Annotated in this window: 25 protein-coding genes and 1 pseudogene; 15 read left to right on the forward strand and 11 right to left on the reverse strand. The window is 57.5% G+C overall.

All coding sequences use genetic code 11. From position 1 onward, the window contains the following. Positions 1 to 22: 22 nt before the first annotated feature. Genes J3P85_RS18610 through J3P85_RS18630 form a run of 5 tightly spaced genes read left to right on the forward strand, consistent with a single transcriptional unit; the run spans position 23 to position 4,660 of the window. Complete coding sequence (locus J3P85_RS18610; protein ID WP_434702899.1) at positions 23 to 1,681, forward strand: methyl-accepting chemotaxis protein; 1,659 nt, start codon at positions 23 to 25, stop codon at positions 1,679 to 1,681. 39 nt (positions 1,682 to 1,720) lie between these two features. Next, a complete protein-coding gene (locus J3P85_RS18615) occupies positions 1,721 to 2,257 on the forward strand; it encodes a chemotaxis protein CheW (protein ID WP_186709271.1) in 537 nt (178 codons plus the stop codon). Beyond that, positions 2,254 to 3,090, forward strand: a complete 837-nt coding sequence (locus J3P85_RS18620) for a CheR family methyltransferase (RefSeq protein ID WP_434702901.1) — start codon at positions 2,254 to 2,256, stop codon at positions 3,088 to 3,090. The genes J3P85_RS18615 and J3P85_RS18620 overlap by 4 nt, the downstream gene beginning before the upstream one ends. Next, the gene (gene cheD / locus J3P85_RS18625; RefSeq protein WP_250964943.1) at positions 3,087 to 3,584 is read left to right on the forward strand and encodes a chemoreceptor glutamine deamidase CheD; all 498 of its coding nucleotides are present in this window, start codon (positions 3,087 to 3,089) and stop codon (positions 3,582 to 3,584) included. Before J3P85_RS18620 ends, cheD begins: the two co-directional genes overlap by 4 nt. Positions 3,585 to 3,586: 2 nt before the next feature. Then, a complete protein-coding gene (locus tag J3P85_RS18630; protein WP_186709264.1) occupies positions 3,587 to 4,660 on the forward strand; it encodes a protein-glutamate methylesterase/protein-glutamine glutaminase in 1,074 nt (357 codons plus the stop codon). A gap of 109 nt (positions 4,661 to 4,769) precedes the next feature. Here the strand turns inward: J3P85_RS18630 and J3P85_RS18635 are convergent, their stop codons facing one another. Next, the gene (locus tag J3P85_RS18635; protein WP_434706401.1) at positions 4,770 to 5,897 is read right to left on the reverse strand and encodes a mechanosensitive ion channel family protein; all 1,128 of its coding nucleotides are present in this window, start codon (positions 5,895 to 5,897) and stop codon (positions 4,770 to 4,772) included. A gap of 109 nt (positions 5,898 to 6,006) precedes the next feature. Between J3P85_RS18635 and J3P85_RS18640 the strand changes: the two genes are divergently transcribed. Then, a complete protein-coding gene (locus J3P85_RS18640) occupies positions 6,007 to 6,201 on the forward strand; it encodes a hypothetical protein (protein ID WP_186709262.1) in 195 nt (64 codons plus the stop codon). A gap of 247 nt (positions 6,202 to 6,448) precedes the next feature. After that, positions 6,449 to 6,991: a hypothetical protein gene (locus J3P85_RS18645; RefSeq protein ID WP_186729690.1), complete on the forward strand. Its 543-nt coding sequence runs from the start codon at positions 6,449 to 6,451 to the stop codon at positions 6,989 to 6,991. A gap of 420 nt (positions 6,992 to 7,411) precedes the next feature. Here the strand turns inward: J3P85_RS18645 and J3P85_RS18650 are convergent, their stop codons facing one another. The 3 genes from J3P85_RS18650 to J3P85_RS18660 all read right to left on the reverse strand — a co-directional run bounded on the left by J3P85_RS18650 (position 7,412) and on the right by J3P85_RS18660 (position 9,637). Then, complete coding sequence (locus J3P85_RS18650) at positions 7,412 to 7,900, reverse strand: RES family NAD+ phosphorylase (RefSeq protein ID WP_053189200.1); 489 nt, start codon at positions 7,898 to 7,900, stop codon at positions 7,412 to 7,414. Then, complete coding sequence (parS, locus tag J3P85_RS18655) at positions 7,897 to 8,340, reverse strand: type II RES/Xre toxin-antitoxin system antitoxin (RefSeq protein ID WP_434706402.1); 444 nt, start codon at positions 8,338 to 8,340, stop codon at positions 7,897 to 7,899. The genes J3P85_RS18650 and parS overlap by 4 nt, the downstream gene beginning before the upstream one ends. 379 nt (positions 8,341 to 8,719) lie before the next feature. After that, positions 8,720 to 9,637, reverse strand: a complete 918-nt coding sequence (locus tag J3P85_RS18660) for a DMT family transporter (protein WP_434702903.1) — start codon at positions 9,635 to 9,637, stop codon at positions 8,720 to 8,722. Between the two features lie 102 nt (positions 9,638 to 9,739). On the opposite strand from J3P85_RS18660, the gene J3P85_RS18665 reads away from it, so the two are divergent. The 5 genes from J3P85_RS18665 (at position 9,740) to J3P85_RS18685 (ending at position 12,990) form a co-directional block, all read left to right on the forward strand. Then, positions 9,740 to 10,606 carry a LysR family transcriptional regulator gene (locus J3P85_RS18665; protein WP_434702904.1) on the forward strand — a complete coding sequence of 289 codons (867 nt, stop codon included), beginning with the start codon at positions 9,740 to 9,742 and terminating at the stop codon, positions 10,604 to 10,606. 111 nt (positions 10,607 to 10,717) lie between these two features. Beyond that, positions 10,718 to 11,227 (forward strand): HIT family protein, encoded by a 510-nt coding sequence (locus tag J3P85_RS18670; protein WP_434702905.1) that lies wholly within the window; start codon positions 10,718 to 10,720, stop codon positions 11,225 to 11,227. Positions 11,228 to 11,650: 423 nt separating this feature from the next. Next, a complete protein-coding gene (locus J3P85_RS18675) occupies positions 11,651 to 11,923 on the forward strand; it encodes a hypothetical protein (RefSeq protein WP_210639323.1) in 273 nt (90 codons plus the stop codon). A 166-nt stretch (positions 11,924 to 12,089) separates the two neighbouring features. Beyond that, positions 12,090 to 12,404 (forward strand): type II toxin-antitoxin system RelE/ParE family toxin, encoded by a 315-nt coding sequence (locus tag J3P85_RS18680; protein WP_434702906.1) that lies wholly within the window; start codon positions 12,090 to 12,092, stop codon positions 12,402 to 12,404. A 1-nt stretch (position 12,405) separates the two neighbouring features. After that, the gene (locus J3P85_RS18685; protein ID WP_434702907.1) at positions 12,406 to 12,990 is read left to right on the forward strand and encodes an addiction module antidote protein; all 585 of its coding nucleotides are present in this window, start codon (positions 12,406 to 12,408) and stop codon (positions 12,988 to 12,990) included. Positions 12,991 to 13,079: 89 nt separating this feature from the next. On the opposite strand, the gene J3P85_RS18690 is transcribed toward J3P85_RS18685, so the two are convergent. Both J3P85_RS18690 and J3P85_RS18695 read right to left on the reverse strand, forming a co-directional pair. After that, complete coding sequence (locus J3P85_RS18690; RefSeq protein ID WP_434702909.1) at positions 13,080 to 14,912, reverse strand: AAA family ATPase; 1,833 nt, start codon at positions 14,910 to 14,912, stop codon at positions 13,080 to 13,082. Positions 14,913 to 15,245: 333 nt separating this feature from the next. Continuing rightward, the gene (locus tag J3P85_RS18695) at positions 15,246 to 16,037 is read right to left on the reverse strand and encodes an NAD(P)H-dependent oxidoreductase (protein ID WP_434702910.1); all 792 of its coding nucleotides are present in this window, start codon (positions 16,035 to 16,037) and stop codon (positions 15,246 to 15,248) included. An 84-nt stretch (positions 16,038 to 16,121) separates the two neighbouring features. Here J3P85_RS18695 and J3P85_RS18700 point away from each other — a divergent pair, with 84 nt between their 5' ends. Continuing rightward, a complete protein-coding gene (locus J3P85_RS18700) occupies positions 16,122 to 17,039 on the forward strand; it encodes a LysR family transcriptional regulator (RefSeq protein ID WP_434702912.1) in 918 nt (305 codons plus the stop codon). 330 nt (positions 17,040 to 17,369) lie between these two features. Continuing rightward, a pseudogene (locus J3P85_RS18705) lies at positions 17,370 to 17,609 on the forward strand (hypothetical protein); the annotation flags it as partial. Positions 17,610 to 17,801: 192 nt separating this feature from the next. Here J3P85_RS18705 and J3P85_RS18710 read toward each other — a convergent pair. Beyond that, entirely contained in the window at positions 17,802 to 19,790 is a 1,989-nt protein-coding gene (locus tag J3P85_RS18710; RefSeq protein ID WP_434702913.1) for a M10 family metallopeptidase C-terminal domain-containing protein, read from the reverse strand. 97 nt (positions 19,791 to 19,887) lie between these two features. Continuing rightward, the gene (locus J3P85_RS18715; protein WP_434702914.1) at positions 19,888 to 20,937 is read right to left on the reverse strand and encodes a nucleoside hydrolase; all 1,050 of its coding nucleotides are present in this window, start codon (positions 20,935 to 20,937) and stop codon (positions 19,888 to 19,890) included. Between the two features lie 289 nt (positions 20,938 to 21,226). On the opposite strand from J3P85_RS18715, the gene J3P85_RS18720 reads away from it, so the two are divergent. Further along, positions 21,227 to 23,395, forward strand: coding sequence for a TonB-dependent siderophore receptor (locus J3P85_RS18720; RefSeq protein ID WP_434702915.1), 2,169 nt, complete (start codon positions 21,227 to 21,229; stop codon positions 23,393 to 23,395). A 482-nt stretch (positions 23,396 to 23,877) separates the two neighbouring features. On the opposite strand, the gene J3P85_RS18725 is transcribed toward J3P85_RS18720, so the two are convergent. The 3 genes from J3P85_RS18725 to J3P85_RS18735 form a co-directional block, all read right to left on the reverse strand. Next, positions 23,878 to 24,219: a hypothetical protein gene (locus J3P85_RS18725; RefSeq protein ID WP_434702916.1), complete on the reverse strand. Its 342-nt coding sequence runs from the start codon at positions 24,217 to 24,219 to the stop codon at positions 23,878 to 23,880. A 238-nt stretch (positions 24,220 to 24,457) separates the two neighbouring features. Then, positions 24,458 to 25,150 (reverse strand): hypothetical protein, encoded by a 693-nt coding sequence (locus J3P85_RS18730; RefSeq protein WP_434702917.1) that lies wholly within the window; start codon positions 25,148 to 25,150, stop codon positions 24,458 to 24,460. Next, entirely contained in the window at positions 25,143 to 26,330 is a 1,188-nt protein-coding gene (locus J3P85_RS18735) for an AAA family ATPase (RefSeq protein WP_434702918.1), read from the reverse strand. The genes J3P85_RS18730 and J3P85_RS18735 overlap by 8 nt, the downstream gene beginning before the upstream one ends. Between the last annotated feature and the right edge of the window lie 42 nt (positions 26,331 to 26,372).

Here is a 26,372-nt window from a genome sequence, read left to right on the forward strand (position 1 = left end):
CTCCATGGAGAGGTACTTCCCAATGAAATGGTTCTACGACCTTAGAATCGCCACCAAACTGATCACTTCATTTCTTGTGGTGCTGGCGCTGACCGCCGTCATGGGGGTGTTCTCGATCATTCAACTGGGCCAGGTGAACCACACCGCCCTCGACATCCGTGAAAACTGGATGCCGTCCATGCGCGCCGCCTCGGGCATGCGCTTCTATGCGGCGAGCTATCGCCTCAAGGAAAACCGCCATATTGTCGCCGACTCCGAACAGGAGCGCGTCACCCTCGAGCAAGAAGCCGAGGAAGCCAAGAAGGCCTTCGACACGCGATTGGACACCTACGAGAAACTGCTCTCCAGCGCTGAAGATCGGCAGATATTCGACACCACCCGCAACGACTGGGCCGCCTATCTGGCGATCAGCAAAGACCTGCTCGCATTGTCGCGGCAGAACCTGACCGAGCAGGCCAATGCGATGCTCAAGGGCGAGTCCAAGCGTCGGTTCGACCTGGTGACCGGCGACCTGCAAAAACTGGTCGAGCTCAACGCGGCTGGCGCTGACGTCGCCAGTGCTCACGGCACCCAGCTGTATGAAAACGCACGCCTGTCGATCATCGCCGTGCTGGTTGCCGCCCTGCTGGTGGGCGTGGGCCTGGCACTGTTCATTTCGCGCATCATCTCCAGGCCGCTGAAACAGGCCGCCGTCGTTGCCGAACAATTGGCCGAAGGCAACCTGAACGCAAAAATCGAAGGCGGCTCCAAGGACGAAACCGGCATGGTGCTCAACGCCATGCAGAACATGGTCGGCAAGCTCTCGCACATCATCGGCGAAGTGCGTAACGCCGCGGACAACCTGGCCAGCGCCTCCGAAGAAGTCAGCGCCACCGCGCAGTCGATGAGCCAGGCCACCAGCGAACAGGCGGCCAGCGTCGAGGAAACCAGTGCCTCCATCGAACAGATGAGCGCCAGCATCAACCAGAACACCGAAAACGCCAAGGTGACTGACGGCATGGCCAGCAAGGCCGCCAAGGAAGCCACCGACGGCGGCGAGTCGGTGCAGCAGACCGTGGTGGCGATGAAGAAAATCGCCCAGCGCATCAGCATCATCGACGACATCGCCTACCAGACCAACCTGCTGGCGCTCAACGCCGCCATCGAAGCCGCCCGTGCCGGCGAACATGGCAAAGGCTTCGCGGTGGTCGCCGCCGAAGTGCGCAAGCTGGCCGAACGCAGCCAGGTGGCCGCCCAGGAAATCGGCGAGCTGTCGTCCAGCAGCGTCGATATGGCCGAGAAGGCCGGGAACCTGCTCAACGAGATGGTCCCCTCGATCAACAAGACTTCGGACCTGGTGCAGGAAATCAGCGCCGCCTCCGAAGAACAGGCTGCCGGCGTGGCGCAGATCAATACCGCCATGACCCAGCTCAACCAGGTGACCCAGCAAAACGCCTCCAGCAGCGAAGAACTGGCCGCCACCGCCGAGGAAATGAGCAGCCAGGCCGAACAACTGCAACAGGCCATGAGTTTCTTCACCTTGGACACGCCGCCCAAATCCGCCGTCCAGGTCGCTCGGATCGACAACACCCCCGGCCCGTCCAGCCGCAAACCGGCCCGGACTCCGGCACCGGTCATGCCCAAGGCATTTGCCTACAACATGGCCAGCGCCCCGGACGAATCCGAGTTCACCCGGTTCTGATGGCCCGGTTCCACAGGTTTGCTTAAAGGAGAAAAGGCAATGGGCGCCATCGCGACCACACGTCAAACCGCCCTCGCGGTCGAGGAAGAAGCGCAATACCTGACGTTCATGCTCGGCACGGAGATGTTTGCCATCGGCATCCTGTGCATCAAGGAAATCATCGAGTACGGCAACCTCACCGTGGTGCCGATGATGCCGGCCTTCGTGCGCGGGGTGATCAACCTGCGGGGCGCGGTGGTGCCGGTGGTGGATTTGTCGGCCCGTTTCGGCCGGCCGAATTCGGCGATCAGCCGGCGTTCGTGCGTGGTGATCATCGAAGCGTCCAGCGCCGACGGCCTCGCCCAGGACATCGGCTTGCTGGTGGACACGGTGTCGGCGGTGCTGGAAATCCCGGCCTCGCAGATCGAACCGCCACCGAGCTTCGGTGCGAAGATCCGTGCCGACTTCATCAGTGGCATGGCCAAGGTCGATGGCAAGTTCGTCATCGTGCTGGAGGTGGACCGCGTGCTGTCCATCGACGAAATGTCCCAACTCGCCGAAGCCAGCCCGAACGCGCTGGAAGTGGATGCCCCGTGAACGCCGATACCTGCAAGGAACGCACGCTGAACGCTCAGGCGCTCACCGACCGAGAGTTCGGCCAGTTCCAGTCCTGGCTGTACCAAGCCGCCGGCATCAGCTTGTCCGAGGCCAAGAAAGCCCTGGTGGCCGGGCGTTTGTTCAAGCGCCTCAAGCACTATGGGCTGGACAGCTACGGCGAGTATTTCAAGCTGATCATGAACGGCCAGCGCACCGATGAATTGCAGGTGGCGCTGGACCTGCTGACGACCAACGAGACCTATTTTTTCCGCGAGCCCAAGCATTTCGACTTCCTGCGTCAACACGTACTGCCCCACGCCACGCCCGGCAAGACCTTCCGCCTGTGGAGCGCGGCCAGCTCATCGGGAGAAGAACCCTACAGCCTGGCCATGACCCTCGCCGAAGGGCTGGGCACCACGCCTTGGGAAGTCATCGGTTCGGACATCAGCAGCCAGGTGCTGGCCAAGGCGCGCGCCGGACATTACCCGATGGAACGCGCCCGCACCCTGCCCCAGCCGTTGCTGGTGAAATACTGCCTCAAGGGCACCGGCAGCCAGCAAGGCACGTTCCTCATCGACCGGGCGTTGCGCAGCCGAGTCAACTTCATCCAGGTCAACCTCAACGACACCTTGCCGGAGCTGGGAGAGTTCGACGTGATCTTCCTGCGCAACGTCATGATCTATTTCGACCAGCCCACCAAAAGCAAAGTGGTTGCCCGCCTGCTGCCGCGGCTCAAGCCCGGCGGGTACTTCATCGTCAGCCACTCGGAAAGCCTCAACGGTGTGTCCGATGCGTTGAAACTGGTGGCGCCCTCGATCTACCGCAAACCATGAGCGCCGCCATCAGGGACGTGGCCGAGGTGTACCTGGCGCCGGGGGAATTTCGCTTCGCCACCTGCCCGACCCGCCTGCGCACGATCCTCGGCTCTTGCGTGGCGATCACGCTGTGGCATCCCGAGCGCCGGATCGGCGGCATGTGCCACTTCATGTTGCCCAGTCGGGTGCGCTGCTCCACCGCACTGAACGGCCTCTACGCAGACGAGGCCATCGAACTGTTCATCCTCCAGGCCCGGGCGCACCACACCGACCCAGAGGATTACCAACTCAAGCTGTTCGGCGGCGGCGAGATGTTCCCCGAGCTGCAGCGCCATGTGCCCTACGGCGATGTGGCGCGGCTGAACGTCAACGCCGCGCTGGAGATGGCCGCCCTCTATCGCCTCGATCTCATCGCCCAGGACATGGGCAGCACCGGCCACCGCAGCATCATCTTCGACCTGTGCAGCGGTGATGTGTGGGTCAGGCACCAACCCATAAGGACCCGGCACTGACCATGTCAAAAAAGATCAATGTACTGCTGGTGGATGACTCTGCCGTGGTTCGCCAGGTGTTGCTGGCGATCCTCAGCGACACGCCGGACATCCACGTCATGGGCGCGGCGTCCGACCCGATTTTCGCCATGGACAAACTGGCCAAGGAGTGGCCCGACGTGATCGTGCTGGACGTGGAAATGCCGCGCATGGACGGCATCACCTTCCTGAAAAAAATCATGAGCGAGCGGCCCACGCCGGTGGTTATCTGCTCGTCCCTGACGCCCCGGGGCGCGGAAACCACCTTGCAAGCGATGGCGGCTGGCGCGGTGGAAATCATCACCAAGCCCACCACCGGCTTGAAAAATTTTCTGTTGGAATCAGCGCCGGAACTGGTCTCGGCGATCCGCGCCGCGGCCCAGGTCAACGTGCGCAACCTGGGCAAGCGCCCGGCCCCGGCGGCGTTGACGCCAGCGACCAAACTCACGGCAGACGCCATGCTGCCCGCCGCCAACGGCCACGCCATGGCCCAGACCACCGAGCGCATCGTCGCCCTCGGCACGTCCACCGGCGGCACCCAGGCCCTGGAAGCGGTGCTCACCGCCCTGCCGCGCGTGAGCCCGGGCATCGTCATCGTCCAGCACATGCCGGAAAAATTCACCGCTTCGTTCGCGGCCCGGCTCAACAGCCTGTGCCAGATCGAAGTGCGCGAAGCCCGCAACAACGACCGTATCCACCCGGGCCTGGCGCTCATCGCACCGGGCGGCAAACACATGATGGTGACTCGCAGCGGCGCGTTCTATCACGTGCAAGTGGTGGACGGCCCGCTGGTCAACCGCCATCGGCCCTCGGTAGACGTACTGTTTCGCTCCGTGGCCAAGTTCGCCGGCCGCAACGCCACCGGCATCATCATGACCGGCATGGGCGACGACGGCGCCCGCGGCCTGAAGGAAATGCTCGACGCCGGCGCCAGCACCGTGGCCCAGGACGAAGCCAGCTGCGTGGTCTTCGGCATGCCCAAGGAAGCGATCAAGCTCAATGCTGCGCAACGGGTGATGGGGTTGCAGGAGATTGCCCAGGTGATCTTGCATCGATAACAGCCCCTAAGCCCCCTGTAGGAGCTGTCGAGCGAAGCGAGGCTGCGATCTTTTAATTCTTACACCAAAGCATCAAAGATCGTAGGCGCCCCATGCATCAGCAGTGACCTCAAGCATGCCCGGCACGCGACGAACGCTGTGTGACCGGGCGCAGTGCCGCAGACTCGGGCAATGAAGCGACATGGACCATGCGTGACGGGAACGCAAACTGCGTGTCGAGCTCTGCAACCGCTTCCATTATCGCCAGGTTGATCCGTTGCTGGACGTCCATATAGACGTTGTAACTGGCGTCCAGAACGATATACACCGTCTCGAATTCAAGGGCGCTCTCGCCAAAACTTCTGAAATGACACCGGTCGAACCGGGCTTTGTCTTCATTCCTGATGATCGCTTCAACCCGTTGCGTGATCTGCCTGATCTGTTCGGTGGAACATTCATAAGTCAGGCGAAACTCGAAGACGATCCGACGCTCCTGCAGCCGCTTGTAGTTCTGGATGGTGCTGCCGATCATATCGGCGTTGGCCATGACAATTTGCTCGCCCCCCAGGCTTCGTATCCGGGTGGTTTTCAGGCCAACGTGCTCCACCGTACCGGCGAGCGAACCCACCACGATGAAGTCGCCCACCTCGAATGGCTTGTCAACGGCGATCGACAGCGAGGCGAACACATCGCCAAGAATATTCTGGACCGCCAGTGCCACGGCGATACCACCGACACCAAGGCTCGCCACGAAGGCCGTGATGTTAACGCCAACGTTCGAGAGCATCGCGAGCAAGATCACCGCCCACAGGAGCACCCTTGCGCCCCACAGGCTCAGGGTCGCCAACGCACTTGCCTGGAATGTCCCGTTCGCACCATGGACCGAGAAATAGCGATGCAGCAACAGCGCCAACGCTCGGTTCGTCCATAAGCCGACCTGCAACGCCGCCACCACGAACCAAAGGCTGCTAACGCGACTGAGCCAACGTTCAGGCAAATCAAGGATGCCTATACCGACCAGAATCGACGCCAATAACAGCAGCGTGTTACTGGTCGCTGAGAGCACTTGGCTGGCAATGTAGCTGAGATGACCATTGCCCGCCTTCGCCCTTGCCTGGATTCTCCTGAACACAAACCGGATCGCGGTTTTCGCGAGCACGTAGCTGAGCACAGCTGCACAACATGCAAAGATCCAGCTAGCCAGTGAAATACCTAGAATCATGTACCCCGTGAAAAACGCCTCGAAACCCTCAATCATCGCCCCACCCTTGAAATCCTGCGGCTGCGCATGAGTGATGGAGCCGCGCCAGGTCAAACGCCGCCTGATCCCTTGCGCAAATCAAGTGGCCTGTTGGGGATTAGTCGTTATGGGCACCGCAGTGTTCAATGAAATCGTCACGTCGTCGCCCGGAAAAAGCGCCAACCACCTTGCCTATACCGGCGAAATCGTCGCCAGTACGCCGATCAAAAGCGTCAGTGCCAAAAACCCACCTAAAAAAATTGCCATCTTCGCCATGAGCACTCCCGAATCAAGAAATTGCAGTACACGGGCCGTCCGATAGGCCAACGGGTGGTTATTCTGGGGTGGGGACTGGGCGCGTTACAGAGGCACCTGAGGCAGGAAAGTACGGATCAGACGCGCACCCCAGGCCAGCACAGGACTCGCTCAATGCGATTAACCCGAGACTGGGCCGCCGCGCACGACCGAAAACTCAAGCAGGTAAATCGCTAACGGTCCTCGATCACGGCTATGATTGCCGCTCGCCCTTCTGAGAGGCGATGTCGCAGGCCACCCTCAAGGATCCAGGTATGACTTTTCTGCCGTCACGCACCACCCTCTTCGTCTCCAGCCTCCTGCTCAGCTCCCTGTGCTTTGCCGAAGGCGAGCCAACCGACGGCAGCCTCATCAAGGACTCGACCAAAGCCGCTGTTTCAACGTTCATTACCGCCGGCAAGAACCTGTTGGGCGGCGTCAGCGAAGGTGTGCTCGATGGCCGCGAATCAGCCCAAGGCACCGATGGCGCCGCGATCATTTCCTCCGGCGAACAAATGAAAGACCGCATCGCCGTTGAAGTGTTGAAGCTCGAACCCAGCGACGAAAACGTCAGCATTACCCTCGGTTTCAAGAACAGCACCGACACCCAACTGCGCGTGGTCAACCTCGGCCAGACCGGCGTGCTGCTGGCCATTGACCAGGCGGGCTACTCCAACCGCCTCACCGGCCTGGACAACCCGGACGAAGTCACCATCCCGCCGAAGACCGCCGTGCGCCAGAAATTCGTGTTCGAAGGCATGAACGAGGCGGTCAGCACGGTGCGGATGTGGGGGGAGGATTACCCGGTCAAGAAGTAATGCGACCCCGTGCCTGGCAAGCGTGCCTGGTTCTCGCCATGTGCACGCTAACGGCTTGCGAGTACGGCTCAGAGCCGGACACGCTAAAAACCGCCCTGCTCGACGCGCCGCCTGAGCTCGTTTTCAAGGGACTGCTTGCAGGGCAGTTGGCTCATCTGGTTGTTCACGATTGTGCGGTTTACAAGATCGAGGGCCAGTCTGCGAAAGACCTGACCTGGACCGTGGTGCTGGAAACGGAGCCCTACCCTTTTTTCACCAGTTGTTCGCGGCAGTCGCTGAGTAATGGAGAGGATGGGGTTACGGTTGAGCTGGGGCGTATGGCGTTTGGGGCCGGTGGGTGCTGCGTCACTGGGGGAACCTACCGCACGACCTATGGACGTCGGTGGAAGAAACTGTAGGCGTGAAACACAACCTTTACCTTCACTTAACCAATCGAGTATCCAGGCCAAACCTTTCCTGCGAGACAAGCCTGAACTGATCCGCCGCCAAATCGCAGCTCACTAGTAGATTCCAGGAATGTCGAGTCACCGCCGAAGGAATCAATACAAAGGGATGCTGCGCCAGCAGTTCGTCAGCAAACTGCTGCTGATTAGGCGACGGTCGAGCCGGAATGAGCCAGTTGGGGTTTGGCACGTCTTCGACCTGAATCACTTTGATGAGCGCCGGATCCAGCACCTCAAAACATGTCAGTAAGTAAGGCACCCTGTCCAACGCGTCGAATCCCAGGTGGGCCGCTACTTCCAAAATGGCCGTGGACGGGTCAGCCGAAGCGTAGATAACCCGCCGTCCGGGCGGATTCCAACGGCCACCGGTTCGTTGCGCCCCGATGCCGCTGTCCCATGTATCCTTGTAGACCTCCCGGTCAAGGCGCCAAGCGTGCCATCGTCCGTCCCAGGGCAAAGGATTCATTGATAAACCCCATGTTCAATCCGGTTCAGGTAATCCTCCACCGCCTGGAAGCCCAGCGAGTTGTCGATCAGTTCCAATGGCACGTAACCGTCCAGGTACTTGCAGGGTTTCTTCAACCAGTCCTCAGCCAGTTGCTGGCTGCCAAAGACGTTGGTGGCGTGCTCCAGGGTCTGAGCATACTGAAAGGCAACCGTACTCTGCTGCTGGTTCAGGCGTATTGGCTTGGTCTCCTTCGCCAGACGCTGGACGGTCCTGACGGATCTCCCGGTAATGCGTTGAACCAGATCCTGCTCCATGTACAGAGTGGACGTAGAAAGCATGTCCTTGACGTCGCTCAGGTAAAAGCCTTCCTGCGCATACCGGATAATCAGCAAACGCTCATCACCTTTACGGCCATGCAACAGCACCTCCGTAGGCTTTCTGGTTATCCTTGCCTCCATACCAGTTTTTCCGGCGGATTTCACAGCCGGCTTGTCTGCTTGCTTCGCTAGGGACATAACATTGACCTCCGTACGACATTTGACGCAATCATAGCGCCAAATGTCGCGATAGCGGCAACTCAGTTCGTTGGCCTTGACGTATAGGGTTTCAGGCATCGATCTGTCCTCACGATATAAAACAAAACTGAGCGTGCCGGATGCCACACGGAGCACCGAGACAACGCCAGATCGTAAGTGCGGTACTTCCGAAGGCCAACCCTAAAAAGTTGTCAGAGACTTCTGTGATTTATCCCAAAGCGGTCGCCTATCCGTAGGACGGTGCTCCGTGACATTCCGTGTGCGACAACACCCAACCTCATGGCCTACATCCACAACGGAATCAACCGACTTTTGCCCCACTCCCCGGCTCAAGCCTCAACGCCAATACACTCATCAATACAATCACCGCCCCCACAATAACCATCGCTGACGGGCGCTCAGCCAGCACCAAAGAAGCCATCAACATCGCCGTAGGCGGTATCAGGTAAAGCGCCATGGAAGCGCGGCTCACGTTGCTGTGCACCAACACGTAAGCCCAAGCAAGGTACGCCAACGCACTGGGAAAAATACCGAGAATCAACACCGCCAGATTCACCGAAGCCGAAGCCTGTCGCGCCGCGCTCAACATCCCCGGCGCAAAAATGAACAACAGGATCGTGCCCGACCAAACGGTGTAGCAAACCACGGTCAAACCGTCATAACGATGGGCATGGTGCTTCTGCAAAGCGAAATACACACTCCAGGACAGCGCCGCCAACAGGATCAATAGCCCATGGGCGTCCATGTCACCCAAGCCACGATCCCCCGCGACCACCACGCCTGCGCCAAGCAAGCCGCACAGCACACACGCCCATTGCCAACCCCTGACCCTGTCCTTGAAGACAAAATGCGCCAGCAACGTACTGAACAAAGGCGTGGACTGGGCCAGCACACTGGCCGCCCCGGCGCTTACGCCCCGCTGACCGTAATTGAGGGCGATGTGGTGCAGGCTGACGGCAAAGAAACCCAACACCGCCAGCAACGGCAAATCCCTGAGACGTGGCCAGGAAATACCCTTCACCATCGCCACAAGGGCCATGAACACCGAAGCGATGAGAAACCGCATCAACGCCAACTGACCCGGCTCATAAGCCTGCAAGCCAATGCGGATACCAATCGGCGAATAGGCCCAGCAAACGATCACCAACAGCGTCGCAAGGAAAACCTTCACACCGGTTTTGCCGGAGGAACCTTCAACCAGCGCAAAACGCGTTTCCATCTAGAGTTCCTGCTCACTGGCCGATTTGCCTCGAAGTATCGAAACCACCCCACCTCAGCACAAGTGACTTAAACTCGAACAACCATTCACTTTTGGTGAGCCATGGAACTGTCCCAACTGCGCATGCTCAAGACGGTCTGCGACACCGGCAGCATCGCCCGCGCCGCCGAAGTGCTGCACTGCGTGCCGTCCAACATCACCGCACGCCTAAAGGCCCTGGAACGGGAACTCGGCACGCCGATGTTTTTCCGCGAAGGGCGCGGGCTGCGGGTCAGCCCGGCGGGCGAAGTGTTTCTGGAGTACGCGACCAAAATCCTGAGCCTGACGGAAGAAGCCCGCCGCGCAGTCGCCCCCACCCGCGCCCCGAGTGGCCCACTGCGCATCGGCGCAATCGAGTCCAGCGCCACGGGGCGTCTGCCCCAGTTGCTCGCCAAATACCACGCGCAGTATCCGCAAGTGTCACTGGAACTGAGCACCGGCACCTGGGCGCAGTTGCTGGACGATATCCAGCATCACCGACTTGATGGCGTGATCGTAGCGGTGGACATCGAACGGCCTGGACTCAAGCGAGCCGTGATGTACCGCGAAGACCTGGTGCTCATCGCCTCCGAATCCCACGGCCCGTTGCGCAGCGCCGCCGATCTGCAAGGCAAGGCGATCTTCATGTGGCCCACGGGCTGTCCGTACCGCTTGGCGCTGGAACAGTGGTTGCTGCGTCATGACCAAGTGCAACCGATCACCAGCATCGCCAGTTATGGCGCCATTGTTGGGTGTGTCAGCGCCGGTGCCGGCGTGTCGCTGGTGCCCCGGGGGATCTATGAGCAATACCGCCAGGGGGCGGGTTGGACGGGGTATGAGTTTGCGGAGTTGGCGGGGATCGATAACCTTTTTTACTGGCATGAAAACGCCGGCCGGCATCCTGCCAGAGAGGCATTTTTGACGATGCTGCAAACGGAGTTCGAAAGCTAGTTTCAGCACTGCCCCTTGTGGCGAGGGAGCTTGCTCCCGCTGGGCTGCGAAGCAGACCCAATACCCGATCATCCTGATAAACGAAGATTTCAAATTAACAGGGAGTCAGCTTTGAAATTAGCCCCACACTTCATCCTCCACGAAACCACCCACTGGCTAGTCAACCACCACCTGGCCTCCGCCCTGCCCGGCTACCTCATGCTCGGGTCCAAGCATCACGTTAACTCCCTGGCCCAATTGCCCGAACCTGCACTCGCAGAACTGGGTGGCCTGATGGCAAACATCCAGAGCGTTCTTGAAACACAACTGAACCCCAAATGGCTTTACATCAGCCGCTTCGGCCACGATCCCCGCTACCCCATCCATTTCCATTTCATCCCGGTGTACGACTGGGTCGAGGAGCTGTTCTGGAAAGATTCGCGGTACAGGCTGCTGGAGACCTTTGGCACTCAAGAGAACATCCAGACATTGACCGATGGCGCGGAACTGACGTTATACATATGGCGTGAGTTTGGTGAGAGCCCGACGCCGCCAGCGATCCAAGGGCCTTCTATCAGCCAGGTGATTGAAAGGTTGCGGGAGGCGTTCGGGGCTTCGCCGATTTCAAGAGAGGCGGGCTGAAGGTGTTTTTTTCAGACTGAAAACTTGGGGCCGTGCTTGGGAAGGAAACTGTTGAAACCCAGGTAATCCGCCTGCCTGGTAACCCCGAAATTAGTCGATACGCACTTTCCACACGGAATTGTCACAATTCCTACAAAACCGTGGGAATCCCTCACCTGTCCGCCAGAATCGATGAAACCTATAGTCATTCTCGTCGCCCCAAACGGCGATCAGGTTTGGCGACCTGAGGGATTGGGTGCAAAAGTACTGCGTTTTTTGCGAGGGCTTTGGCACACTTGCACGGCTGCCTGTTATGGCAGTTGTGCGTGGGAGACCTTCGGGTCTGCCGGTCTCCAATCCCGGCTCGCCAACCTGCGTACAACTGCCGCCCAATTGTTTGGCGACGATTGAGCGGTTAAACCTTATTCGATTGGAGTTTAAAACATGGAAAGATACGTCCCTATCACCGGCATCGACTGCACCCCTGCTTCCCTCCTCATTGATACTCAAGCACCGCTGGACATCCTGCATGCAACCGCCGATTACCGCATCCGCGTGGTGACTCAGGTACTGGAAAACATCGCGTTTCGTTCTGAAATCACCAGCGATACGGTGGTGCTTTCGGACTTCGCACAGCTTCTGGTGATTCCGTTGCGTGATGGCTGTGATTTGCTGGAGGTAATTGGTAGGCGACTTCAGGCGCAGGTCGAAAGCTGATGGAACGACGGGCGCCTAATGCGCCCGTTTTCGTGCAACTGGATCATGCGAATAACACCTACTGCCAGCCAGAGCGACACCATCAGCTCCATGCTTGATGAAAAGAACCATGATCTGCACTCAACCTCCCACCCGCCAGGAGTAGCCATATGGCTACAATGGGACTATGATCGACAAGAAAATATACGAGATCCACCAGACGCCCGATTTTGAGGATTGGCTTGACAGTGTGAAGGACGCTCAAGGAAAAGCGGCCATCTTGGCCCGCCTGGATCGCGCCGGAAATGGCAATTTTGGTGATTGCGAACCGGTTGGCGACGGGGTGAGCGAAATGCGTGTTTTTATCGGACCGGGGTACAGAGTGTATTTTGTACGCTCGGGGATCGAAGCGTACTTGATGCTCAGCGGAAGCGATAAAACAGATCAAAGACGAGGCATTAAGAGAGCCAAAGTGATTCTTGATGCCCTGAGAGGCAAATGACATGAGCGACAAATTCAACCCAGAGGATATGCCGGTCCTTAACCTCGGCACTACCGGTACGACTCGTTACGAGGCTTCGCGCTTTCTCGATACCCCAGAAGCTATAGCGGCTTATTTGGCTGAAAGTATGAAAGCCGATGATACGGAGGGTCTTATTCATGCGCTGGCCGAAGTTGCAAAAGCTAAAGGTGTCAATAAAGTCGCCAAGGATGCAGGGGTTAATCGTGAAAGCCTTTATAAGGTGCTGAAGTCTGGTGCAAAAACACGGTTTGAAACCATCAGAAAATTAATGACTGCGATCGGTGTAGAACTCACCGTACAACCGATTACAACACTAGCGCTGGCTCCCAAAGCTGCGGCTCCAACCGCTAGCAAACCATCGGTAGCTGCGGCCAAACCTACCGCGAAATCCGCTGCGAAAAAGCCAACCGTAGCAGCAGCCAAACCAAGCGCAAAACCTGCTGCGAGAAAACCAGCTGCCGCCAAGCCTGCCGTACCGGAAACACCTCTAAGCGTACCCGGGACTGGAAATATAAATAACAACAAAGGGGGCAATAAGGGAACGGAACTATTATCCAGCAAATAAATCTTTCCCCTTTTCTCGTGGAGCAGACCTCGGCAGAGTGTCCCATTGGCCGAAAGCAGACCTCGGCCACGCATTAGCCATTGCGAAACTCACGCGACTAGCTTCAGCAAACTCTCCAGCAGCTCTTTAAGCTCAGCACGATCCTCACCATTATCACGGTACATAGAGCAACGGAGGATCTGCTCAGCCGTCATCAGTGGCCAGAGTTTATCGATCACATCGTCGGCTTTGATGCCCACTGCCTTGCCAATAATTTTTTTGGCATCGCAAGTGTCGGTGAAAACCACTCTTATCCCGGTTTGAGCATCAATCATGTCGGGGCAGAGGTAGTTTTCGACCTCCCGTTTACGTGTCGAGTAGAACGCCCGGCCTCGTCCTTCAACTTCCTGCTTACGTTTTATGATCGCGGCGACCTGCTCTGGGCTTCCGCCTATATCGGAGTCAAGGAACACGCACCAAGGCAGCCCGAGATCGTCGGCGAGGTTTAGAGTGACCCAGTGTTTTACACTACCGCAACCCCCAATCAGGATAGGGATAATGCCAGCGTCCTCTAGACTGGATGGGAGGTCGCCACTAGCCTTGAGGGTATTTGATGCATGGCGGAGGAAAATCACATCGGACTTGCCTTCCACCAGCACGACGCCTTTTGCCCGTTCCATTCCTGTCTCGGGAAGTACGCCCAGACTCTCGGCAGCCTCTTTAAGTACTTCATGATTGGGCAGTTTCACGATTGGGACGCCGTTTTCATCTTTAGTTACGTAACGAATTCCCTCAATGGGAATCAGCCCTGCTAGCGCAGGAACGTGGGTGGTAACGATTATCTGCCGATTGGTCTGGTTGGAGAGTTCCAGCAGCGCCTTCATCAGCATCATCTGATAGTTAGGGTGCTGAGAGGTCTCCGGTTCTTCAATGGCATAGATCACGTTTCGTGGGCTACCCAACAGTGCATTTTTTTCCGCCTCGGCTCGGAAGAAGTTAAGCAGAATAAGGCGACGCACGCCGCTACCGCGTTTGTTGATGGGAATGCCGTTCTCCCCCTCCAAAGTAAAGTTGAAGCTCCACTTGGGCTTTTCCTTGAAGCGTGGGGTCAACTCGTTGGCTAGCTCGGGTGCCATTTCCCGAAGCTTGTCGAGGGTGCGTTCGGCGACATCCAGAACACTATTTGCGATTTGCCGCTCAAGCTCGCTGATTTGCTCTTGGAGCGCGGCCTGTGCTTCCTTGACTGCTAGTTGTAGAGGGTTTTTGGCCTCCGCGTCACCGTCGCTACTTTCTCGGTCCGCCTTGAAAAGGGCGAAAGTGGGTAACAGAGCCTCAATTTTGTCCCAGATAGATTTGCCCTCCGTCGACAGGCCTTTGCCGACATCAAGCAACGTTTCCTGGCAAACAACATCTCCGGAGGCATCGCGAATGGCCTGTCGCCATTGGGAAGCCACCCGCTGATCCGCCACTTGTTCAGCGATTCCCAATTGCTCGCCAAGTTTTTTCAGTTCTGTCATTTTCAGACTCAGCAGGCTGGCGAGCGCTTTGTCTGCGGGGTGTTGACAGCGAATGGCGGTGCGATCCTGTTTGCCAGTGCTGGCCTTGAAGGTTTTGACCACTTCTAAGGCGCCCTCTGCGTTCAACAGAAACTCCTGCGACAACGAGGTCTGCGCGTTCTCATCCAGCACCAAGGAATCCGGAAGGTCATCGAACTCGCAAGCAATCTCGAACTGGTCATGCCCTTCCGACACACTAAAGCAATTCATATCACTCTTGTCAGGCTTGATATCCACGCTGTCGAAGAAGATGGCCAGGGCTTCGAGAACAGTCGACTTCCCATAGTCGTTTCGGCCTACGATGCCGGTCATAGCCTCATCAATAGGAATGACGGTCGTCGCGCGATAACCGCGAAAATGAGTGAGCTTAACGGTCTTGAGGCGCATCGTGATTTCCTTATCTGAAGTTGTCGTTCAATACTTTTTTGAGCAACCGCTGATAAATCTCAGTCGGCGGCAAGACGGTTATGCCGATTTGCCGGATGGAAAGTAATGACAGAGGGCCTCAGGCGTTATCAAAACGGAGACTCCGCTGCGGATACGTGGCTTTAAAACTTCGCGACCTTCAAGTGAGGGCTGTGGTGCAGCCATTCACTCGACTATAGCTCGATTATAGAAAGCTAATGGCAAAACGCCCAAAAAGCCCGCTTCTGGCCGATTGTGTTAAAAAAGTCGGTTTTCCCGGGCTGCCCGCATACTGACTGCTGTGCGCGCTTCACCTCAAACCCTCTCCCCGTCACTGATATGAATACCAAGATCACAACGACCAACTGCAAGATGCGGCTTAAGCGTCAACGCCGGAATTTCATAATCACCGTGATTCTGGCGACGAAATGGCAAGGGTTGATCACTAAAAAGCGTATCCAAACGAGCGGCATAAGCCGTGCAAATGGATTGGAACCGGGCGGCGTCCATCTTGCTGGTTTTATAGATTGGGAAGGCCGGCATGACCGTGAAGCCAGGATAGAAAAGCACCCCATGCTGGATGGGAAATAGCAGGTCATCCAACGCGCCGTTCACCCCTCGGCCACTGTAGTGGGATTCCCAACCGCCCATTGTGACCACCAACATGGCGCGCTTGCCTGTCATGCTGCCTTCGCCGTAGCGATCGCCCCAGTGGTTTTCGCTATGTTCGCCGACACCATAGGCAAAACCGTAAGCGTAGACGCGTTCGATCCAGCCCTTGAGAATCGCGGGCATCGAGAACCACCACAGCGGAAATTGAAAGATGACGGCATCGGCCCAGCGCAATTTGGCCTGCTCTGCCTGGATGTCCGCCGGTTGGCTGCCAGCGGCAAATACACGCTGGGATTCAAGCGCCGGGTTGAAAGGCGTTTCTGCGTCATAACCTGGGGCGTCGTCCGGATCGAGGGATGCTTTCCACCCCATGCCGTAGAGATCTGAGACTTTGACCTCGTGGCCTGCTGTTTCCAGGTGAGTGATCGCAAAATCCTTGAGCGCGCCATTGAGCGAACGAGGTTCGGGGTGGGCGTAGATCAGCAGTATGTTCATGAGGGCTCCGCGTTGAGTTTGTCCCTCAGCGTAAGCATGCATCCGCTATGATAGAAATGAATTCCCGAAACACATGGTATTTGCATGCACAATAACTTGCGCCGTCTGGATCTTAATTTGCTGGTCACATTGGATGCCTTGCTGGCCGAGCAGAATGTGACGCGGGCGGCGCGCTTGCTCAATCTCGCGCAACCGACCGTCAGCCTGCAATTGGGCAGGCTGAGAGATCTGCTTGATGATCCGCTTTTGCTGCCTGGCCCCCGAGGGATGTCGCCCACCGAGCGAGCTCGCGAATTGCAGGGGCCCCTGCGTGACGCGTTGGCCGCGCTGGAGAGCGCACTGAGTCCTGTTGCCGCTTTTGAACCCGGACGGTCCGATCAAACGTGGAAGATCGCTGCCAGTGATTATGCAACGACGGCCTTGATCTGGCCGTCGCTCTCGCAGCTCAGGCGCCTGGCCCCGTACACGCGGTTGGCGCTTATGAATAAACCGACTGGCGACTATGCCAAGGATCTGGAGAACGGCCTTATCGATCTGGCGCTGCACACCCGCGATGAAGCGCCGCCCAAGTTGCGTCAGCGCTCCTTGATTCATGAGCGCTATGTGCTGGCGGCGCGGCGCGACCATCCCGCCCTGGCAACCAAGCTGTCGCTCAAAGCGTTCTGCGCCCTTGAACATGCCATCATGTCACCTGATGGCGCCGGCTTCGTTGGCAGTACCGATCACGCGCTGGCAGCTGAAGGTCTGGAACGGCGAGTGGTATTGTCCGTGTCCAATTTCAACTCGCTGGTCTCAGCATTGGTGCACAGCGATTTGGTTGCGGTGGTGCCGGAAAGCCTGGTGAAACATGAGCCAGCGCTTCACGTCCAGCCACCTCCGCTGGCCATTCCCGGGTTTGAAATGCTGATGTTATGGCCCGAGCGACTGCATCGCGATCCTGCCCATATGTGGCTGCGCGAGCTTATTGCTTCGACGTTGGAAACAACCGGCATGCAGAAATGAATGGACCGGACCATCAAACGATGACAACGCCCGTATTGAGCGTCGTCTCATCGCCACCCTGACCGAAGCCTGTGAAACCGCCAAAACTGAAATCCCGGGCTTCGCCTGGCTGACCCACACCGTCGGCTATCGCGCCTTTCCCCAAAGCCAAGGGTGCCAGGTTTCAGGGCCGCTTCGCGCCCCAGCGGGAGCAAGCTCCCTCGCCACAAGAGCGGTTCGGTGGTGGGTCAGTTCATCAGGTGCAAGCTGTTGCCTTTGTGGCGAGGGAGCTTGCTCCCGCTGGGCTGCGCAGCAGACCCATGTCGTCAGCTCAATTAGCCTGACACACCGCGCGTGATCTGGATTTTCGACAGCCGCGCCAGCCAGGAACACGCCCTCTCAACGGGGGCAGACAAACGCATGCGTGAGCTGACCACCGTCGCCCTGAACGACGCCGGCGTACACGTCCCCCATATGGCCCGCTGTGTCAGTTTCGACTCCGAAGAAGAATGCCGCCTCCGGCATGGCGGCGACTGGCGCCTGCGCCTGGCCAAGGTACACACGACCAGCGCGCCTGCAAGCCATCGATGACCCACTCTCTCGCGAAACTTTCTGGTATCCAGTCGCGGTCGCCACCGGTTTGATCGGCACGGTGGCCACCGTCACCACGCTGCTGATCAAGTTCATTTAACCGGACAGGCCTCCGCAGAAGCGGACCTTCTATCATCGAGCCTCATGAAAATCATAGGGGGGTATAGAGCTCCCCTTTTCCAGGTTCGCGTTTCACACCCAGAAATTGGCATCCACTCCGACCAATTGAAAAACCTCACCGTCCGAGGGCTCGGCAAAGACGACATCCAGATTACGATACCCGGAATGATCCCCCATCAAGCTCAACTCGAATCGAGCCCCATCCGCGTCAGCTTCGTAGCTCTTCAAATAAGTCAGGTCCTTGGCTTCATTAAAAACCACGTCCAACGTGCCGTCGTAACCATTTCCCAGCCGGGTAAAGCCCAAAGCGGACACATCAATCGTGTCTTCCCCCGCGGTATAGTCCACCAGGCGATCAGTGTGGTTTTCGGTGGCGGTACGGTAACTATCGCTCAGCAAGTCGAAACGGAACACATCGTTGTTGCCGCCACCCACCAATTGGTCCCGGCCCTCTCCGCCCACCAATACATCATTCCCTAACGCGCCATACAGGCGATCATCGCCCGCGCGCCCTTCGATGATTTCGCCTCGGGCGTTACCTTGTAAACGGTCGGCCCCTTCGGTGCCCGTCAACCTGGCTTGTTGAAACAGGATATTGGTTTCATTCAGCGCTTGGCCCAAGTTACCGTCGAAGACCAATTCGAAACGTTCGCCATCCGCGTTGGCCTCGAAACTTTTGAGGTAGGTCCGCGTCCCGCTTTCATTGACGCGTATTGCCAGGGTTCCGTCATGTCCATTGCCCAGCCCGAGGAAGCCCAGGGACGAGAGATCGATCGTGTCGGTGTTGGGGTCGAAGTCGGTGATTCGGTCGCTATGGGCCGCGGTTGCGGTTCGGTAACTGTCGGTGACTGACTCATAACAGAACGTATCGTCCCCGGCGCCGCCCGTCAGCAGGTCACGACCTTGCTGGCCATCGAGCAGATCGTTACCGGCCCCGCCAAAGATTGCATCGTCGAACGAGGCGGTACCGAGCAAGTAGTCATCATCGAGGCCCCCGTCGAGGTGGTAATAACCGTCGTCGGGATTGCCAAAGCTGTGGTCCAGGCTGCCGTCGGGGTTCAACTGAACCAACGCGGCCAGATAACCGTCCGCCCTCGTGCCTTGGCTTCCCCCAATCAATAGCTTGCCGTCAGCCAGCACGATCATGTCGGCGACGGCGAAAGGGGCGCTTTCCGAGCCCCAACGTACCTGCCCCTGGTCACCGAAATCGGTGTCGAGTGAGCCGTCGACGTTGAGTCGAATGACGGTCGCTACACCGCCCGAGGCGCCCGCCAGGAGGATTTTGCCGTCGTCCTGGATGACGAGGGCGTTGGCGTGAACATCCAGGGCCAGGCTGCCGCCGTTTGCAAAGCTGCTGTCCAGGGTACCGTCCGGGTTGAGGCGGGTCAGGGTCGCTTGCCCCGTGACCAAGACCTTCCCGTCTGCCTGCAGCGAAACGTCGAGCGTGCGGCTGGGGTGAATGCCGACGGACGCCGGCAGATGCAGGACCCCAGCCTCGCCGAAAGACGAGACCAAGGTCCCCGTCGCGTCGAAGCGGGCGATGTAGATCTCCCCAGAGGCATACCCAGCGCTTGCGAAAAAGCTGCCGTCGCGTTGCACGGAGAACGACGCTTGCTGGCCTAGATCTTCATTCCAATAGAAAGGCACTGTCGCGGTGCCGCCGTTGCCGAAGCTCGTATCGAGGCTGCCGTCAGCCAAGTTACGACTGATGCCCGACACCCAGGCATCGCCTACTTTCACGTAGCGCGTCACCAGGTAACCGCCTCCCGGCTGCACGGCCGCATTACCGCCGTCCTCGATATCGAGCGCCACCGGGAGGAGGGATTTACCGTCTCCGCTGAAGTTGCGGTCCAGGCTGCCGTCGGCATTGAACCGGACCAGGCTACCGGTGAAGCCTGAATCCTCTTCGCCGCCGAGCCCCAGGCGACTATAAGCGCCAAGCCAGAGAGTACCGTCCGGATCGACCGCGATACCGCCGATTTTGTCCGAGCCCCATAAAGTTGTGGCGACCATGCCCGTGTTCCGCACAGCTGAAGCGGCGGGCGAAATGATCTGAGTCATGTCGATGCCTCCGATAGCTATCTGTCGCCAGAGACAATAGACACGGCTCAGTCAGGTTGCCACTTTACAAGACGAAGGGAAGTTCCTGGACGACCTACTACTCTGCTATCGATGTCGTGGCCTCGGCCGACTTCCCGGCAATAGTGTTCAGGTAAAGCGACAAGACGAACCCTGGTGACGTTCCCAGGGCAACGTCGACCGGAGCGCCAGCGTCATCCGGAATCAACTGCCCGCTCGTATCCTGTTCTTCGTTCAGCGCTTGCTCGACCCGCAGGCCATAACGGGTAAATTGAAGAAACCCAGGGTCGGTTATCGCGATGGCCGCCAACGGGTCCCAAAAATACAGATAAGCGCCGATACCGGGGGCGATGGTCGAGCTTTGCAGCACGTTTGTGAGAAATTGAGCAACCGGGTTGTGAATGCTGGAGAGTGCTCGCAGGAAATCCCGATCGATGCGGATCTGGTTACAAGCATTCAGCGCAACCAACTGCACTGGAACACCGCCCTCAAAAACATATTGAGTAGCAAGCGGGTCCAGGAAGATGTTCCACTCTGCGACCTTATTGGTGTAGTAGGGAGAGTCGCCCAGGGTGTCGATAATATTGCCGCCCGCGCCGGGCTGGACGTACTGCGGCAACAAATTGCCTCCCATCATCACGATGCCATCTATTTTGCTGCGCAACAAGTCTTGTAATGCCTTATCCGTTTGAGCCTGCTGAAACAAATGCCCCCACGTCGTGCCGCCACCGATCATCAATACGGTAAATGTATGATCGGCGTTCTTCAATGTATCCCTTAAGAACGCGACCGCATCGGTTCCCGTGGGGTTCAGGTTTGTCCGTGGAAACGACGCGTCGTAATGTTGATCCGCTGCCTGGCGTGTTTCAAAGGGAAAGGTATTGCTGTACACCATGGGCCGCTGAAAGCCAGCGACAACGGGGATGCGCTCGATCTCCGGGTCATTGAACACGGTGAGAAAGTTGCTGATGTTTTGAACGCCGTGACTCAAGTGAACAGCGCCCACCCCTGTCACGGTGATGCCTTCGACCTTGACCGCAGGATGCTTCAGCAAATATGAGATGGCCATGTAGTCGTCGAAATCGACATCGGTATCGATAAGCAGGTGCGTGAGGGATTGTGCTGACATAGTGCTAGCCTCCTGGCCAATGAAGAATTCACGTCCGATATAGGTCTTCCGTCAGCGGTCGCCTCCCGCCGCAGGTGCGATGTAACAGTAGCATCGCGCAAAATAAACGCCTGTTTAATAGCCTCCAGTAAGCGATTTACCGCCGCCCGGTCACGCGGCTTCAGAATGTACCCGTTGCAAGCCCCTGCGCATCGCCTAGTCCAACCTCTACAAGCTTTATCCGTCAGATAAATCCTGCAATACTTAATGCGAATCACTCTCACAAGCATTAGTAACTCAGGACCTGCTCATGTCGACTCGCACCACCCCGCCGCGTCACTTCACCCCTGCCCGCAATCTTCTGGCCATGGCCATTTGCATGACCACCCTGGCCCCCGCCTACGCCGATGACAACAGCACCACCCCACCCGCCACCCTGGAACTGGACGCGACCGAAGTCTCCGGCAGCGGTCAACTGGGCAGCACCACGGAAGGCACCGAGTCCTACACCACCGGCGCGATGTCGACCGCGACCAAGCTCCCGCTGACCATGCGTGAAACCCCACAAGCCGTCACCGTCATTACGCGCCAGCGCATGGATGACCAGGTGATGACCAGCATCAACGACGTGGTCAAGGCGACGCCCGGTTTGTTCCTGGACTTTTCCGGCGGTCCTGGCCGGCAGACCTACAAGGCGCGCGGTTTTGAGATCGACAACCTGATGTATGACGGCATCCCGAGTGGCTACGACGGCGTTAACGTCGGCGCTCAGCCTAACTTGGCGATGTTTGATCGAGTCGAGGTTGTGCGCGGTGCGACCGGCCTGGTGACGGGCGCAGGCAACCCTTCGGCCGCCATCAACCTGATCCGCAAGCGGCCATTGGCCGAGCAGAGCGTTACCCTGACCGGTGCCGCCGGCAGTTGGGACGACTACCGCGGCGAGGTCGATGCCTCCAGCCCGCTCAATGACAGTGGCACGTTGCGCGGCCGGGTCGTGACCTCTTACCGCGATGCCAACAGCTTCATCGACAACGTCGAGGAGGATCATGGCCTGTTCTATGCGGTCACCGAAGCGGACCTGAGCGAAGACACCACCCTGACCCTGGGGTTTTCCCATCAGAAGGACAAGACCAATTACTTCTGGGGTTCTTCGATGATCGGCCAGGACGGCCATCACTTGGACCTCCCGCGCTCCTACAATCCAGGTACGGATTGGGAGAACAAGGATCAGGAGATCAACACGGTATTCGCTGAAGTCCGTCATCGCCTGGCCAATGACTGGAGCCTTCAGGTCAACGCCAACTACGCCGAACAGAACGCATTGTTCTCCGGTTCTTACCAATCGCGCTGGGTCAATAACACATTGGCCCGCACGGTTTACCAAGCCGACTTCGATGAAAACCAGGCCGGCGTGGATGCCTTTGCCAGTGGCCCCTTCGAGGCATTCGGGCGCACCCATGAACTGGTGGTGGGCGCCAGCAAGCGCATCTACGACATGACCGCCCACAACTACAGCCCGTACGACATGAACTGGCCGATCAATGCCGGTAAACCGAATTTCGTCCACACCAACGACCAGCGTGAAGTGACCACTCAAGATGGCGTCTACCTCACCACACGCCTGAACTTGGCCGACCCGCTGAAGCTGATCCTCGGCGGGCGCCTGGACTGGTACGACTACGATAACCGGGACGGCGACACCGACTACAAGGTCACCCGAAACGTCACCCGTTACGCTGGCTTGATCTACGACCTGGACGACCATCACTCGGCCTACGTCAGCTACAGCGACATTTTCACGCCGCAACGTGAAAAGGACACCTCGGGTACCCCGGTCAAGCCGATCATTGGCAAGAACTACGAGGTCGGCATCAAGGGCGAATATTTTGGTGGCGCGCTGAATGCGAGCGTGGCGCTGTTCCGCGTCGACCAGGAAAACCGCGCCGTGCAACTGTTCACGGCAAACTGCCCACAAGCAAGCTGTTATGAGGCCTCCGGTGAAATCCGCAGCCAAGGTATCGACTTCGAATTGCAAGGCGCCTTGACCGAAAACTGGCAAGTCGGCGGTGGTTATACCTACGCGCGCACCCACACCATCAAGGATGCCGCCAATCCACAGAATGTGAACAAGCAGTTCGACACCGATACACCGGAGCATCTGTTCAAGCTGACCACCAGCTACCAATTCCAGGGCCCGCTGGAAAAACTGCGCGTGGGTGGCAACGTCTCCTGGCAGAGCCGCATGTACAACGACATCCCATTGGCTAATGGCGGTGAATACCGGCTCAAACAAGGCAGCTACGCGGTTACGGACCTGATGGCCGGCTACCGGGTCAATGAGAACCTGGATTTGCAGGTCAACGCCAACAACATCTTCGACTGTCGGTACTATTCGACCATCGCCAACTCCGCAAGCTACGGCGGTGATGCCTACGGCAGTCCGCGCAATATGATGTTGACGGCCAAGTACAGTTTCTAGAAGAAACGGGTACCATTTGGAACGCCCCCTTTCGGCCTGAACGGAGGCTCTACTTGTCTGGAAACAGGCCTATCCCCCTAACCCTGACAAACACACAAACCGTGGCGAGGGAGCTTGCTCCCGCTGGGCTGTGTAACAGCCCCAAAAACAGGGCCGCTGCGCGACCCAGCGGGAGCAAGCTCCCTCGCCACAGGGTTATTGTTCTGCTTGATTTCGCTTAATTGACTGGCATTCGCCTATCCCCACCATTTCACTACGACCCTATTATTTTCGTCGTTCAAGCCGCGCTGAGCCGTCTTTGCGACAATGGGCGAATCGACGTTCGATGAAAGCCGCCGGGTGACCGCTCAAGTAATCGAGGCAAGTGGTGGGTACCAGCTATAAGTCCGTGCTCTTGTACTGCGGGTTTTTCACGGAAAGTAAGGGCGCCTGAGAACGCCCGTTTTACTTATAGGCACGTGTCCGCCCGATGTCAGACCACGCTACGCTATTTGTCCTCGCATCCACATGACCACCACGGCGATGATCGCCAATAGGCAAACTAGACGAAGAACATTTCCATCCGATGAACTGACAAGAGCGACAGCCGCATAAACTGTAAGAATGCCGGCGATCATCAGGAGCGGGGGAATGAATGTTTCCCAACTAGGGATAGGTACAGTGCCGATAACCACACAAACCGCGAGGAGGATAACAATGATCGGGACCACGGTTAGCACCGACCAGTTCCAGTTTACGGATCCAGTCTGACTATCAGGGTTTGCGTCAGCCGCAGGAATGACAGTGCTGTCTTTATTGGATTGCGGTTGAGAATCGTTGGTCATGATGGCTCTCCAGATTGTTCTAAATCGAATTAGGCAAAGTGTATTGCGGATCCGTTATTGGACCTAGATGAGTCATCCAAAAAAATGGGTATGTCCAGTGCTCTAAGTACTCCGCAGCCTGACATCCCTTCGGTTGCCCTTACGAAACCGTCATTCGATAGATTAGTACAGGAACTCAACGTCCTATGGGAGAAACATCGTTTTCCAAGCAATACCACATCGTTCAATTCAGCTTAGGTTAAATAGCAGCGAGAACAGCGGACTCAAACTCCACGGCTTGAGAACAAATTGCTTTGATTGCAGACCAATTACTCGTCACCTTGCTTGCATGTTGACGGTACTCACGTTCCTTCTTACGGATCCGCTGATTCAACGACAATCCAGCGAGACTGGATTCGACTCTGATATTGCACTCTGCTCCGAGCAGCAGTGCATGACCGGCTGGAAGAGAGGCAGCCGCAAGCCAGGTTCCCGAAGCCTGCGCAGGTAGGCACAGTACTGTTTTACTTCCCCTGCTAGCTGGACGCAGCCAGCTATCCAACGTAGCCGTCAAGGGCGTGACACTATTGATGACAGGGGGACAGGGTTGTGCACAAGGTAAAGCGCCCCAGTTCTTTTGCACGGCCATGCTTTGAACCACGGTCCCCGCATTTGCGTATCTCTCGCTCGAAACATCCACATCCAGATGGATGATCAGCAAATCAAACTGCTCCAACGTAGGGTCGCTATCCAAGCATGCCGGGTGCCTTTGACCAGAGGCATCGCACCATTTCAATACACCGCTCCAGCCTTCACCCATCTTGGGCGTGGTCGCTTCTGGTTGAAGCTTCGTCAATGTGAAGGGTTTTTCGACAATGGCTTTGAGGGCCGCTTCTATAATTACCAGGTCGGTTATCCCTTCCACGACCAAGGCAATATGCAAATCAGACATTTGGCACCGCCCCCAGATGCCCCATCATCCACAACCTGGATAATGGATATTGCTCATTCATTTTCGTCAGCTTCGCAGACAACTCGATGCGTCGTACTACGGTGAGGCCATTGCTGTTTCGCTCAACCGCGAATAAGCGGACTTCGGGGTCTGACAGATCAAGCCCGTCCAACACCGCCGGGTTGTGTGCCGTAAACAGCAATTGGCGATCCGGATCGTTATACATAAGCCAATTGCTGAGGCGAGCCGTCAACTTGGACAACAAGCGTGGATTCAAGGCCTGATCCAGGTTGTCGATGGCCAGAATTTTCGGTGCTTGCGGCAACAAACAGAGCGCAGCACAAAACAAAACATACAGCGCTCCTTCACTGGCGTCATAAGCGGTCAGCTCATTGCGCGACTTGTTCATGAAGCGGTCAGTGAATTTCAGCATGAGCTTGGTTCTTGGTACCTGACTGGATATCAGCGATGCGCCATGGCTAGTCGCCTGAACATCGGCCACCCAGTCGATCAACTCCAGCACTTGGTCCAGTACTTCTTCACCGGCGTCGCCTTGGCTTTCCAACTGTTTGCGCAAAGCTTCAAAGCCTTCCGCCAATTGCCCCCCACTCAGCCCCACGGGTCGGCGTGTTTGAACGTCAGGCACGTTCCCGCGCAGCGACGGAGTATTGGGACAGTAGATCGCATACTCTTGCAGGCTTTGCATCAACTTCGCTGCCGGGTTGTCAGGGTCCAACTCAACTAATCGAAGTGCGGCCAAACCCGACTGTGGGTTCAAATTCTTTTTGTTGCGAACCCCGTCAGACAAAATCTCGTCGGCGCCATCCGACAAAAACTCGGTTTTGTAAGTCCAGGCTGGATCGGGCGCATCGAGTGGGTTTAGCAAAGAAACACGGTAAGCCTCATTGCCGTCCCCTACGATGCCTATTCCAATGTGCGCAGGTGTTCGCTCAGAAGCAAAAGAGCTTTTGTAGAGTCGTGGTAGACCTGCTCGAACCCCACGACGCAGCAAGCTTTCATCGTCAACAATGCCATTCGCCGCAGCGCCGAGCACCCCTAGCGCCTCTAGAATATTGCTCTTCCCAACGCCATTGGCGCCAATAAAGCAGTTCACACGGCCAAGCTCGATACTTTGCTCGTGGACTGATTTGAAACCGTAAACACTCAACTTACGAAGCATTCTAATAGTCCCATTTTTGCAAGATGGGGCTCCATCAAGTCA

The sequence above is a fragment of the Pseudomonas sp. Z1-12 genome, assembly GCF_051132015.1.
Classification (GTDB): domain Bacteria; phylum Pseudomonadota; class Gammaproteobacteria; order Pseudomonadales; family Pseudomonadaceae; genus Aquipseudomonas; species Aquipseudomonas zanjanensis.